The following is a 13,689-nucleotide window of genomic DNA, read 5'->3' as shown; positions in this document are numbered from 1 at the left end:
GGCGTTTTATGGCGTATGCATATGGGTGGGAAATGAGGACAAAAGAGTAGTTTTTCTTCAGTCTGAGGGACGCTTCACACAACGGAAACCCACATGGCTTGTCGACGTATCCTCCGGCTCTGCATGCCGTGCAGCGGGACGATAGCGACGGCAATAATTCGGCGCACAAAGATGGGAGCCACCCTTGATAACGCGTCTGGCGATCCGGATATTTGGTTGCTGCGGGTCATAGCTTAAAGCCGCCTCGCCACCGCGCGGATTATAGGGAAGGCAGCAGGGGCTGGGCGCAGGTTCAGAATGTCTGTCGCTCCAATAATCGCTTGTCCACTCCCACACATTGCCGATCATGTCATAGGCACCATATCCGTTTGCAGGAAATGACCTGACAAGCGATGTCCGCTCATGCCCTGCTGGTTTGGTGCTGCTCGTCGGGAAGATGCCCTGCCATGTGTTGGCCATTGCAATGCCATCGGGCATCAATTCATCGCCCCATGCATATTCTGTATCTTCAAGGCCACCTCTGGCCGCAAATTCAAATTCTGCCTCGGTCGGCAAATCAAGCCCTGCCCAGTCAGCATAGGCACACGCATCACAATAAGCGACATGAACCACGGGATGATCCAGTTTATCGCGGATATCACTCAGGTCACCCAGAGGTTTGCGCCAGTTTGCACCGAATTTGAACTGCCACCATTGGCTGATGTCACGTCCTGCAACCGTTGCCGGCGGAGTGAAAACGAGGGAACCCGCCCGTAACATTTCCGGAAGCGCTCCCGGATAATCCCGCGCATCCGGCACTTTTTCTGCCAAAGTCACATGGCCTGTTTCTTCAACAAAACGCGCAAATTGCCTGTTGGTTACAGGCGTTTGACTGATCCAAAAACCGTCAATTTTTACCGGATGCTTTGGTGCTTCTTCAGGATAGTGATCGTCTGATCCCATCACAAAAGTTCCGCCCGGTATCCAGATCATCTCCTCCAGAACCTCATCGATATTGTATTTTTTTGAGACTTCCAGACCCATTGCCACCCTCCGGAAAACATCACTCAAAACTACAGTTTTGATTATGCTTTCAGAAGTACGTAACGGTAAATCTATAGATGAAAACGGCAGACAATCAGAAATTAATTATGCCCGATAAACGGCATTTGCCGGACAAATGTCCTGTTTTCCAAACTATCCAGAATAAAAGCGGCAACCTCTTCAACTGTTATGAACCGAAGCTGCACATTGCGCGGTGTCCGGGTCAAAATATGTAATGGTTCTTTCGTGGTGCGGGAGCTGAAAGGTGCCGGACGAATGATTGTCCAATCGAGGCTGCTGTGCCCGATTATCGCTTCCTGAATGTCTTTGTCTGCATATTGATGGCGGGTAATGAACGGATAAATGAGGTAATTATAAAACCATCCGCCATGACCTTTGGTATCTCCTGCGCCAATCCCCGTTATTACAACAAGCCGGTTCACTCCTGCAGCCTGCATCACATCCACAAGCTCTCTGGTCACATCAGAAAAAAGCGTCGTTCTTCCGGCATGGTCAACACCAAGACATATAACCACGGCATCATGACCGGTAATATTTTGCTCTAAAAATGCTTTATCCGCAGGCGCTCCGACGGCTATATCAAGATTGAAACCCGCGACAAGTTTGCCGGCATCCCGTGTCTGCGCTGTCACTTTGTGACCACGCGCAACACATCGCTGAACGAGTATTGAGCCTACTTTGCCCGAAGCTCCCAAAATAAACACCCGAAGCTTTTCCGGTTTTGAAACAGAGTTGCTCTTCATAGCTTATTATTCATCCTGACTTCAGTCCCCAACACGCAAAGCCGGCATGTTGCGCCCGTTCTGATGCAGGGTCAGCTTTGTGGCTTTTCCGTCTTCCACAGTGAAACTGATTTGCGCATCAACTTCGCGCAGAAAGAATTTCGTATCGCTCTCCGGATAGGCTGCAAAACGCTGCTGACCGGTCAATTGCAGAAATAACTGCCCTTTTTCTTCGGTTATGCTCATAATTGCACCGGGGGCGAGCAGATACTGGCCGACATAAGCGGGCAGTTTTGCGGTATCAATCGCAACAGCAATGCGTATCGGAGGCTGGGGCAGCAGTTCTTGCCGCGCGTCCAGCAAATGAGCGCCGATATCATCAATACCCGTAATGCTCAGGCGATTGGACAAGACAATAACGCCATTGCCATTCTCACGGTCGAAACCGGCGAAACTTTCAAAGCCGCCTGTCCGGCCATTGTGCCAGACAATCGTACGGCGGGCGAGTTTGGAAATGACCGGACCAAGACCAATCTTACGTGTTTTCCCGCCAGCCGGTCGGCTATGTTCCGTGAGCAAGGCAAAGGCATGTTTAAGCGGGGTTTCCGTTTGTCCTGAAGCTGCAGCTATAAATTTGGCAAGATCACCAGCCGAAGTGATGAGCGCGCCTGCCGGTGCAAATGCATCAAAATCCCAATGGCTCACCGGTTCCCCGTCCCGCCCATGACCTGTTGCCATATCCGGCGGCGTATTACCGGTCAAAGCCAGCACGCTTTGTTTCATGCCCAGCGGATCAAGAATTTCCTGCTGCACCATCTGGGCATAAGAGCGGCCATCAATATGGGTAATCACCAGCCCCAGCAAAGCGGTACCGGCATTGGAATAGGAAAAATCCTTACCAACCGGCCGGTTCAGACGATATGTCGCCAGCCAATCGAAAAGACCCTGACTGCCATATCCGGTATAGGGATTATTAATATCCGCAGTCATCAAATCATCCGGCAAGCTCGGCAAACCGGATGTGTGCGTGGCAAGATCAAACGCTGTAATTGCCTTGCCCTTATAGGTCGGCAGAACAATATTTGCAGGCAGATAGTTGGCAATCGGGGCGTTGAGATCAATCCGACCGTCCAGTACCAGTTGCGCCAACAGCAGATTGGTGAAAACCTTGGTAATTGAACCGGCTTCAAACAGAGTATTCTCATCCACCGGTCGCGGATCATTACGGCCAAACTGACCATGTGATACAAAGCGGGATCTGCCATTCTCGATCAAGGCAACAACAATGCCGGTCTGACTTCCATCAATTCGGTCAGTCAGAGTTTTCTTAACGTCATCATCAGAAGGCAGTGTCACTTCTTCAGCAAAGACCGGCACCAGCATCAGAGCTGTGGCCATAAATGCAGACAGAACGCGCTTCATATTTATCTCCAGTCACTGGTGTTCAAATCTGGAATAAAACTGCGAAGATATGGCGGGGAATTTACCCAAATTGGCCTTATAGAAGATGTTTTTCGCAGGGCTGTTTTTCCGTCGCGATGTTAGAGCATAATTCCTTAAACTTGGATCAGTTTGAAGTAAAATTATGCTCTCATTTTAAAGTGTTAGAGCGACCTTTGTGTGCCAAGTCTGGCACACGGCGCTCTAATTCAGATGTTTTCAATAAAAAAGGCCGGAGCCGTGTATGACAACACCGCTCCGGCCTTCCTCGTTAATATCACACTGCGATGCTTTAGAAATCAAACGAAGCGGAAAGCATGAATGTACGCGGTGCACCGGCCGAGATAAAACCACGGGCTGACGATGCCCAGTAATTTTCGTTGAGAACATTTTCAACTGTTGCTCTGAACTCTACCGGCTTGCCATTCTCACGGAGCATTGTGTAACGCGCGCCCAGATCAACGCGTGTCCAGTCCGGCACTTTCTGCAGGTTTTTCTGGTCATAATAAGTGCTGCCCGTATGGACAACACGACCGGTCAGCGTCAGCCCCTCAACCCACGGCGTGTCATACTCACCATAGAGGCTGATAGCTGTTTTCGGAACACCCGGAACTCTGTTACCGTTCGTTTCGGGATTTCCTGTTTTATCCAGCTCGGCATCCATAAATGTAATACCACCGAGCAAACGAATACCGTCAACCGGCTCGCCGAACACAGAGAGTTCCAGCCCGCGATTGACCTGAAGACCGTTCACCGCAAAATTGTTTTTCGCATCAGTAAAACCGTTCGGCTGTCTGATCTCAAACAGAGCTGCGCTCAGCATCAGATCGCCAAGATCATATTTGACCCCGACTTCCTTCTGCTTGTTTACAACAGGAGGAAAGCTCTCTGTATTATTCGCAGCGCGGGACGGTGGCTGCGGCCCTTCAGTCAGTGCTTCTGCATAATTTGCATAGACCGACAAGCTGTCAGTCACATGGGCAACAGCAGCGACGGCAGGGCTGAATCTAGATTCCGAATAATGATAAATCTGCGCACCAAACGGCACATCCGGATTTGGACGTGTATTGAAGGTACGTGTGCTCATATGCTGATAACGTCCGCCAAGCGTCAGCTGGAAGCGATCATCCGCAAAAGACAGCGTGTCAGAAATCGCGATACTGTTAGCGACCAGCTCGGAGAACGGATAGAGATTATCCGAGCGCGGCAGCCCGCTTATATCTACCCAGTTATCAGGCACATAGGCCGGATTGTAGATATTGATCGGGTATTTTCTGAAACCCAGTTTTCCCGGATGGAAGCGACCGCGATGGTTCTCATTTTTCGCGCCACTCACCGAAATATTGAACTTATGGCCGACAGGTCCGGTATCAAATTCAGAGCGGACACCAATCTCACCCGACAGCCCCTGAATCTGCTGCGGATTATAGCCAAATTCAACTTCTGCATCGCCGTTGGAATTGAGAATTGTGTATGATGTAGACAGGAAATCCTCACGATAACGGCTGATGCCACCGGCGGCATAGACAGTCGTATTATCCAGAACATCAACCTCGACACGGGCAGCGGCCATATTGTGCTTGCTGTCGTGATATTCGAACGGATTGGCTGTGTTAATCCGACCATTCGGTGCATCCGGAATTTCAACACCTTCTTTTACCGCATTAAACAGCGAAGTCGGCGCATCGATATTCTGTCGGGAATGATTGAGATCAAGCGAGGCACGTACCCGTTCACCGCGATAATCAAGCCCCAGTGACAAGACACCAACCTGAATGTCATTATGTTTCATCGCAGTCTCGCCGCCGCGATAGGAACCATTGAAGCGAATGCCCCATTCCCCATCCGGTCCGAAGCGACGACCAACATCAACATGTGACCATAATTGCGCATCGGACATATAGGTCGTTGTCAGGCGTGTCAGCGGCTCATCCGCAGCACGTTTTGGCACCAGATTGATTGTACCCCCGACGCGGCCGACACCGCCATTGACCAGAGCGCTTGGCCCTTTGAGCACCTCAACGCGTTCAATGCCCTCAAGATAGCTGCGACGCGGATTGGCAAGGTAGAAAAGTCCGTCATATGCAACATCCAGATTAGTCACAGAAAAACCACGGATGAAGAAAGAGTCACGCTCACTGAAAGTCGGCGCATCCTGACGCACGGACGGATCATTGAGTGTAATATCAGCGATCGATTTTGCCTGCTGGTTGCGGATCAGCCTATCTGTATAGCCGGTCAGGCTGAATGGTGTATCGCGAACAGACCGGTTTCCGAGTGTTCCGAGCTGCGCACCGGTGGCAACCTGCCCGCCGGCATATTCAGCCGGTGGTTGGCCTATAGTGCCGGTAGAAGGATGTCCCTGCCCCACCACCACAATTGTATCCAGCACTGTTGCACCAGTGGTATCGGAAACCTGTTGAGCCTGCTTTTGGCGCGGCACGCGATCAGTCTTGCCTGTTTCCTGAGCGAAAGCCGCCACAGCACTTACAGCAAGCAATGAGACACCGGCTAAAGCGGCACAGCCGCGCTCATAGGTAACCAATTGATATCTGCCCCTCATTCCAATCCCCAAGTTTTCAAAAAATGTAAAAATTCAATGGTCATCATTGCTTGTCAGCAAAACCGACATGTCATAAGAACGCGCGCATTCGGTTTTGGGGTGTCATCACATCTGCCCAAACTTAGCCGTCTTAAGAACAATAATATTATCTGCGATATTAAACATGATTATATAAGTCAAGTTTATGCGCCCGTCTTGTGCACACGCAGATCAGTTCTTGATGAAATATCCACACATTCCGAAAACACCTCTGCCTGATCACTGACAGATCAGATGCCGATGCGTGGCTCCATGCCCAAAAAAGTGAATGTTTTCCGAATGATTTCACCCGCAACCGGTGCTGCGGTTACACCGGCTGTCTGTCCGCGCGTGGCAGATTTCGGAGCCGGATCATCAACGATAACCAGATAGACATATGTCGGATCGTCCATCGGCATGGCCGCTGCAAAAACATTGAAATTCCTGTTCTTTGCATAGCGGCCGTTGACCACCTTCTCAGCCGTACCGGTTTTTCCGCCGACATTAAGGCCGCTGATATTCGCACGGCGGCCGGAGCCTTTTTCCGCGCTCAAGCGATATAAATGCCGGACAATCGCACTTGTTCTTTCGGTGACAAGACGGCGGGCAGGCAAAGCAGAATGGTCGGAATCGCGCTTCAGGAGTGTCGGGGTAACGAGAACACCGCCGTTCAATATTCCGCCGATACCGGCGGCTGTTTGCAATGGTGTGGTTGCAAAACCATGACCGAAAGCTGCGGTAATCGATGTCGGCACAGACCAGTGCCGCGGTTCCATTGGTTTTGCTATTTCCGGCAGTTCCAGCGCCGCTCTCTCCAGCAGGCCGGAACGGATAAGAAAGTTCCGGTGCCCTTCCACCCCGACAGAAAGCGCTTCCTGTGCGGAGCCGATATTGGAAGAAAACAGAAACACTTCCTCCAGCGTCAGCGGCCGTTTCTTGCCAAAATAATCACGCACAAGCTGATTACCGACCCTGATCGGATAGGTCGCGTCATAGATTGTATCAAGTCCGGCACCCGCATGTTCAACTGCCATCGCCGTTGTAAAGGTCTTAATGATAGACCCCATTTCCGAGGCACTGGCTGTTATACGGTTCAGGCGGTCGGCCAGATGTATCTCCGCAGGCGTATTGGGATCAAAATCCGGTAATGAAACCAGCCCTAAAATTTCACCTGTTTTAATATTGAGGATGAGACCACCGACACCCGCCGCGCCATATTTAACAAGCGCTTTTGACAATTCATCATGCAAAGCATGCTGCACACGTAAATCGATGGATGTCACAACCGGCGCAAAATGTTCAGGGACTGAGAAACCGGCATTGCGGATATCGGCAATGCCCTGCCCGTCGATCCATTTCTCCAGACCGGCAACACCGGTATTGTCAATATTTGTCAGGCCGACAATGTGCGAAGTGGTACGTCCGGCCGGATAGGCTCTTTGTAATTCGGTACGGAAGCCAATGCCGGGAATACCTTCTGCCATCAGCCTGCTTTTAACCGACGGCGTTAATTGCCGTGCGAGCCATATAAAACGGCGCTGCCCTGACAGTTTCTTATGAAGCGTTTGCAGCGGAATCTCGGGAATGATGCGGTGCACTTTTTCTGCCACTTCATCAATATCCGTAATACGGCGGGGCTCCGCATAAAGTGAATATGCCTTGATATCTATCGCGAGGATTTTTCCGTTCCTGTCCAGAATAAGCGGCCTGTGCATGCCGACAGGAGACATTGCCGCATGTTCTGAAGCAGGTACAATCGTGCCGAAGTAAACCATCTTTGAAAACAGCACACAATAAATCGCCACGAACAATAATATCGCAAGTATATATCTGTTTGTATTATACGACTTCTTCATACACACACTAAAATTAATAATTAAAACTTCTTGAGCAGATTTTTTGTTATTCACAAAAATTCACGAATGATTTCACATAGAAATAAATGATGTGATGGTATATTAGGGCTCGATAAGTCTCAATTCACCGCAATTTTCACTCACTTTCAGCGCGGATAATGCAATGCCCGATCAAAACAAGCTGGATGATTACGATAAATCGCTTCTCAGACTGCTTCAGGAAGATGCCTCAAGATCACAAAAAGAATTAGCCGAGCTTATTCATCTGTCACCCGCCGCCGTACAGCGCCGCATCGCCAAACTTCAGAAAAAAGGCATCATCAAAAAATTTGCAGCCGTTGTTGATCCTGCTGCCGTCGGCCTGCCCGTGACCGTTATTGTCGAGGTCACGCTCAGCGACGAGCGGTCAGTGACGGTCGCCGCGGCCAAAAAAATGTTCAAAAATGCTGAGGAGATTCAACAATGTTATTGGGTTGCGGGCAGTGCGGGTCTTATCCTGATCATGACCGTTCCGACGACTGAAGAATATGAAAGCAGGACAGCGCAATTATTAGGAGAAAATCATCTGGTAAAATCTTACAGAACCATCGTTGTACTGGACAGAGTGAAAGTCGATCTGTCCCTTCCCTTGTAATAGTCTTCCTGTCATATTTATTAAATTCGCCTTATTCATAAAATGTCAGACTGACTTGATATTTACAGAGTTATTTTTTGTTTTCTTAAAAACATGAAACACTAACCTGCGAGAGTTTTCATGCCAGCAAAGTTCATTATAAACGCACCGGTATTTTTCGGATCCATCATTGTCATCAGTGTGTTTCTAGCAATCGGGATCGTGGTTCCCGATCAGGCTGCGAGTATTTTTACCCAGCTTCAGACCGTTATTCTCGCAAATTTCGGATGGTTCTACCTGCTATCCGTCGGCATTTTTCTGGTGAGCGTATTGCTTCTCTGTCTGGGACGGTACGGACGTCTCAAACTCGGCCCCGACGATTCAACACCTGATTTCAGCTTCCTCTCGTGGATTGCAATGCTTTTCGCTGCGGGTATGGGTATCGGACTGATGTATTATGCCGTCGGTGAGCCGATGACGCATTTCATGGCACCGCCAACCGCAGAACCGCGCTCCATTGCAGCAACACGCGAAGCCATGGCGGTTACATTTTTCCATTGGGGAATTCACGCCTGGGCTATTTATGCCGTTGTCGGCCTGTCCCTTGCTTATTTCGGATATCGTTACAATCTGCCGCTCACCATCCGCTCCGGCCTTTATCCGCTGCTCAAAGAGCGGATTAACGGCCCGATAGGCCATGCGGTCGATATTTTCGCCATCGTCGGCACCATGTTTGGTATTGCAACCTCGCTGGGACTTGGCGTTTCACAGATTAATGCCGGACTTCACTATCTGATCGGCCTGCCAATCGGGTTGCAGGTTCAGCTGCCACTTATTATTGCAATCACGGCACTGGCAACGATTTCCGTTGCAACAGGTCTGGATAAAGGCGTGCGCATTCTCTCTGAGACCAACCTGCTGCTCGCTATTCTCCTGATGCTTTTTGTGCTGATTGTAGGGCCTACAGCAGAGCTTTTCCGCGATTTTGTGCAGAATATCGGCCTCTATCTCGATACAATCGTCCTGCGTACCTTCAATATTTATGCCTATGAACCAACGCCGTGGGTCGATGCATGGACGCTGTTCTACTGGGCATGGTGGATATCGTGGTCGCCTTTTGTCGGTATGTTTATTGCCCGTATTTCGCGTGGCCGCACGGTCAGGGAATTTGTGACAGCGGTGCTGTTTATCCCGGCCGGTTTCACATTCTTCTGGATGACCGTTTTCGGCAATTCGGCAATTCTTATTGATACGACAGTCGCAGGCGGCAAGTTAGGAGCAGAAATTGCTGCTGATGTTTCCGTCGGCCTGTTTCATTTCTTTGAATATTTGCCATGGACGACACTGACCTCGACTTTGGCGGTCATGCTGGTTGCTATTTTCTTTGTTACATCTTCGGATTCCGGCTCTCTTGTTATCGATTCAATCGCCGCGGGCGGGGAAACAGAAACAACAACCGGACAGCGGGTTTTCTGGTGCACATTGGAGGGTGTGGTTGCTGCAAGCCTTCTGGTTGCAGGTGGTCTGGGAGCCTTGCAGGCTGTGACCATTGCAAGCGCCCTGCCATTCAGCATCGTCATGATCGCGCTTGTCTGGTCACTGTTTAAGGGGATGAAAGCCGACCTTGCACAACAAGCCGCCCATGCCGCAATTCCGGTTGCACCAAGTGCGCAACCAGCCTCGGGGCTCACATGGCAACGCCGATTGTCACTGATTTTGCATGCGCCAACCCAGCGTGAAGTTGCAACATTTATCGCAGGTCCCGCCAAGGATGCTTTGAATGCAGTTACCACCGAACTGAACAATCGCGGTCGGGAAACCGTTGTTGTTACAGAAGACAATGGTGCAATCGCACTGCGTTCCACGGCAGAAGGCACACGCGATTTCATCTACGGTATCATGCCCGTTGCCCAGCACATCCCTGCTTTTTCGACACTGGGGGTCGGCAAGCCAAATCTCCGTCATGAAGCACGGACATATTTCTCAAGCGGCGGCAGAGGTTATGATGTGATGGGTTTCACAAAAGAGCAGCTGATCGTGGATATTCTGGTGCAATTTGAAAGATATCTGGCTTTGGTTCATGCGCCGGAAACACAACTGGTACACAGCGCGCCGGAACATTCAGCGGATATGTAAATTTCCCACATGCTGAAGGCCGGATGAGGCCGTTAATATACACATAAAAGCACGCGTTGCTCCATATGGCAGCGCGTGCTTTGCGTATACCTCAAAAAACGACGCTTTAAGACTGATAAGTTCACTCAGAGATTTTATTTTAAATTGAAATTTATACTTAAAAAATCACCTTATTTATTTTCATTTTTACCTGTAAATAATCAAAAAGTGTTAGTTCAGCAGTACAAATTCAGACCATAAATTTTATACATTGACATATAATTATAGTTGTAAGATTTAAAGGCAGAACACTTTGCTGTTCATATTGTTGGCGGACAATTCGAAAACCGCGCCGGTTTAGTTAACCGGCTATTTCTCAAAACAGGACTTATCCATGAGTGAGATTACAATCTCGCGGGACTCCGAAATTTCATTTCGGCGTATATCTGCGTTAACTGTCGAAGATGTCTGTGATCTGAGTGAAACGCTTTCCGATGAGCATCGCGGCATGGTTGCCGACAATGGTACATCCATTGCCGCAGCACATTTTTCCGAAAATGCCTGGTTCCGTGCAATTTATGCTGACGATACACTGATCGGTTTCATAATGCTGCATATTGGCGCCGACCATGATGACGGAATTGACTGTCCGGGGGTCTTTTTATGGCGTTTTATGATCGCAACACCATTCCAGAAATTCGGCTTTGGCCGTCAGGCTATCGGGCTTTTAAAACGTGATATGAAGCTCAAAGGCTACAACGAGATTTTCACAAGCTACGGCACCGGAGAAGGTAGTCCGGAAGGTTTTTACACTCTACTTGGCTTTGAAAAAACCGGTGATAGCTATGGCGATGAACTGGAAGCCGTGTTGAAATTCTAAATCAGACTACGGGCGTTAGCGATGACACACTAACGCCTGTTCTCTCAGCACTGATCCTTGTATTATCGGATTTGAACGATACAAAAAACAGGTGTGGCTACGTGGCAAAAGGCTCGTTCAAAATAGCGCCTTGCAAAATCAACGGGATCACGGCGGTTGCGGCGGACTCATCCCACACATTCGGCCGCCATACGCATGACCAGTTCGGCATTGGCGTCATCATCCGCGGTGCGCAAAAATCCTTGAGCGGACGGGGCATTGTTGAGGCGACAGCCGGTGATATCATCACTGTCAATCCGAATGAGGTTCATGACGGCACCCCGATCGGTGACCATGGCCGTGCGTGGTATATGTTATATTTTGATACCGATATTTTAGCCGAGCCGATGAAGGAAATTCGGGGCGGTAACACGAGAATATCGGAGCTTGCAAAGCCGGTCTTGCACGACACGGCTGCAACAAAGCATTTCCGCTCTCTGTTCAAAAGCATAACCAATCCGTCAGATATTTGCAGCGAGTTTGAAATACAAGAAAACCTGCATCTGTTGCTGACACGGCTTGTTACAAGCCACAATTCTGCCGACAAATACAATGCACCCTCAGCAATCGAACTGGCACGCGAGCGCATAGATGATGACCCTTGCTCGCCGCTTTCTCTCGGCGAATTATCTGCGCTTGGCAATGTCAGCCAGTTTCAGTTGATACGGGGTTTTTCAAAACACACCGGTCTGACACCTCACGCCTATCTCATTCAGCGCAGACTGCAATATGCGCGAAAAATGATCATAAATGGCTCAACGCTGAGCGATGCAGCCTATGCGTCCGGCTTTGCAGATCAGAGCCATATGACCCGTTTATTTGTAAGCACCTATGGTATCTCACCAAAGCAATATGCCGGTGTCAGAGCCTGAGCTGCAATTTTCTTCAAGACTTTGCGGTCAATAACGACGCAAATGGCTCAAAAAACGAGCCAGAGCAATGTCCATTCACTACCGCTATTCCCCGTCTGTACTGACTTCTTTCCCGCAAATGCAATCCCGTGGTTTGCTGATTGACGGCATCAACCGCAATGCCGACCCAAATGCTGCAATGTCTCAACTGACTGCCATTGCCGAAAACCGTCTCGCTCTTGCTACTGAAGGGGAGTTTCCTGAAATCAAAGCATGGCGCCGCGCCTTTTCCGCCATGGGATATAAACCGACCCAATACAGATGTGCTTCGGAAGCATTGCTGCGTCGTTTCCGCATGGAAGGTTCACTTCCGGTGCTGCACCCTCTGGTTGATCTCTGCAATGCAACATCGCTGGCTTTTGCAATACCCGTTGCCGTTTTTGATGTCGAAAAAATCAACGGCATTCTCAGTATCCGGCACGCTGACGGCGATGAAATTTATGAGACATTCGGCGGGAATATGGAAAGCCCCGAGCAAGGCGAAATCATATATGCCGATGACGACAGGCGAGCACATGCCCGCCGCTGGACAAACCGGCAGAGCGGCTGCTCTGCGATAAATAGTGAAACAAAAACTGCGCTGATTGTGACTGAAGCACTGCATGAAACTGCACAACAAGACACGGATAAGCTTATAAATTCGCTGATGACAACATTGAAACAGCTATGGCCTGCGTCGAAAATCACTCGGGTTAATCCGGCATGACTTTCGAATATTTACTGACAGCTTTTATTGTCAGCGCCATCCCCGGTGCAGGCGTTGTTTATACCGTTGCGGTCGGTCTTGCGGGCGGCAGGCGCGGCTATATCATTGCAGCACTAGGTTGTACGCTTGGCACCTTGCCCCATATTGCAGCGGCAATCAGTGGCCTTGCGGTTTTGCTGCACACCAATATTACGATCTTCATCATCATTAAATGGCTTGGCATTGCCTATCTGTTCTACATGGCATGGAAGATGGTGAGCGACCATACGATGCTGCAACTGAATGAAAAGACCAAAGATAAAAGCGCGCAACAAATAATCAGCTCAGCGGTTTTCATCAATCTGCTGAACCCGAAACTGTCCTTGTTCTTTCTTGCCTTTTTACCGCAATTTATCAGCCCGCAAGAAGCATCGCCGGTTTTGCGCATGCTGGAGCTGAGTGTAGTTTTCATGATAATCACATTTGCGGTTTTCATCGCCTATGGTGCTTTTGCCGCCTCAGTCCGGCACTATCTGATTTCCGATCCGTCAGTGCAAAAACGGGTTCGCTATGGCTTTGCCTTTGCTTTCATGGCACTGGCGCTGCAACTGGCTTTCACCAACACCAATCCTCATGCGGAAAACAACAGGTCAGCCAGAGCAATGCCGGTGAGTGTCAGCTCTTCAGGCATGATCTGGCCGTCTGTTTTTACCTATGACTTGTTCAGTTCAGAAGAGATGCAGCAATCAAGCCCGAGCCTGAATGTCCCTTTCCGGCGCTTTTTCCTTGTCAGATTTTAGGCC

At 49.6% G+C, this 13,689-nt stretch carries 11 protein-coding genes; 6 read left to right on the top strand and 5 right to left on the bottom strand.

What is annotated here, in order from left to right; translation table 11 throughout:
- Positions 1 to 57 precede the first annotated feature (57 nt).
- From JNC80_RS12855 to JNC80_RS12835, 5 genes are all read right to left on the bottom strand, one after another.
- Positions 58 to 1,023 (bottom strand): formylglycine-generating enzyme family protein, encoded by a 966-nt coding sequence (locus tag JNC80_RS12855; RefSeq protein ID WP_376710580.1) that lies wholly within the window; start codon positions 1,021 to 1,023, stop codon positions 58 to 60.
- 101 nt (positions 1,024 to 1,124) lie between these two features.
- The gene (locus JNC80_RS12850) at positions 1,125 to 1,787 is read right to left on the bottom strand and encodes an NAD(P)-dependent oxidoreductase (RefSeq protein ID WP_376710579.1); all 663 of its coding nucleotides are present in this window, start codon (positions 1,785 to 1,787) and stop codon (positions 1,125 to 1,127) included.
- A 21-nt stretch (positions 1,788 to 1,808) separates the two neighbouring features.
- Entirely contained in the window at positions 1,809 to 3,188 is a 1,380-nt protein-coding gene (locus JNC80_RS12845; RefSeq protein ID WP_376710578.1) for a serine hydrolase, read from the bottom strand.
- Positions 3,189 to 3,498: 310 nt separating this feature from the next.
- Positions 3,499 to 5,769, bottom strand: a complete 2,271-nt coding sequence (locus tag JNC80_RS12840) for a TonB-dependent receptor (protein WP_376710577.1) — start codon at positions 5,767 to 5,769, stop codon at positions 3,499 to 3,501.
- A gap of 269 nt (positions 5,770 to 6,038) precedes the next feature.
- Positions 6,039 to 7,577, bottom strand: coding sequence for a peptidoglycan D,D-transpeptidase FtsI family protein (locus tag JNC80_RS12835; RefSeq protein WP_376710576.1), 1,539 nt, complete (start codon positions 7,575 to 7,577; stop codon positions 6,039 to 6,041).
- A 229-nt stretch (positions 7,578 to 7,806) separates the two neighbouring features.
- On the opposite strand from JNC80_RS12835, the gene JNC80_RS12830 reads away from it, so the two are divergent.
- The 6 genes from JNC80_RS12830 to JNC80_RS12805 all read left to right on the top strand — a co-directional run bounded on the left by JNC80_RS12830 (position 7,807) and on the right by JNC80_RS12805 (position 13,686).
- Positions 7,807 to 8,277 carry an Lrp/AsnC family transcriptional regulator gene (locus JNC80_RS12830; RefSeq protein WP_225688778.1) on the top strand — a complete coding sequence of 157 codons (471 nt, stop codon included), beginning with the start codon at positions 7,807 to 7,809 and terminating at the stop codon, positions 8,275 to 8,277.
- Positions 8,278 to 8,397: 120 nt separating this feature from the next.
- Positions 8,398 to 10,392: a BCCT family transporter gene (locus JNC80_RS12825; RefSeq protein ID WP_376710575.1), complete on the top strand. Its 1,995-nt coding sequence runs from the start codon at positions 8,398 to 8,400 to the stop codon at positions 10,390 to 10,392.
- A 373-nt stretch (positions 10,393 to 10,765) separates the two neighbouring features.
- On the top strand, positions 10,766 to 11,251 hold the full coding sequence (locus tag JNC80_RS12820; protein WP_116088271.1) for a GNAT family N-acetyltransferase: 486 nt from the start codon (positions 10,766 to 10,768) through the stop codon (positions 11,249 to 11,251).
- Between the two features lie 101 nt (positions 11,252 to 11,352).
- Positions 11,353 to 12,162: an AraC family transcriptional regulator gene (locus JNC80_RS12815; RefSeq protein ID WP_376710574.1), complete on the top strand. Its 810-nt coding sequence runs from the start codon at positions 11,353 to 11,355 to the stop codon at positions 12,160 to 12,162.
- 73 nt (positions 12,163 to 12,235) lie between these two features.
- Positions 12,236 to 12,907, top strand: coding sequence for a B3/B4 domain-containing protein (locus JNC80_RS12810; RefSeq protein WP_376710600.1), 672 nt, complete (start codon positions 12,236 to 12,238; stop codon positions 12,905 to 12,907).
- Positions 12,904 to 13,686, top strand: a complete 783-nt coding sequence (locus JNC80_RS12805) for a LysE family translocator (protein ID WP_376710573.1) — start codon at positions 12,904 to 12,906, stop codon at positions 13,684 to 13,686. Before JNC80_RS12810 ends, JNC80_RS12805 begins: the two co-directional genes overlap by 4 nt.
- Positions 13,687 to 13,689: the final 3 nt, after the last annotated feature.

This window comes from Pseudochrobactrum lubricantis, assembly GCF_041929865.1.
Lineage (GTDB): Bacteria > Pseudomonadota > Alphaproteobacteria > Rhizobiales > Rhizobiaceae > Pseudochrobactrum > Pseudochrobactrum saccharolyticum.
Note: the sequence above shows the minus strand (reverse complement) of the source record. Positions and strands in the feature narration are given on the sequence as shown.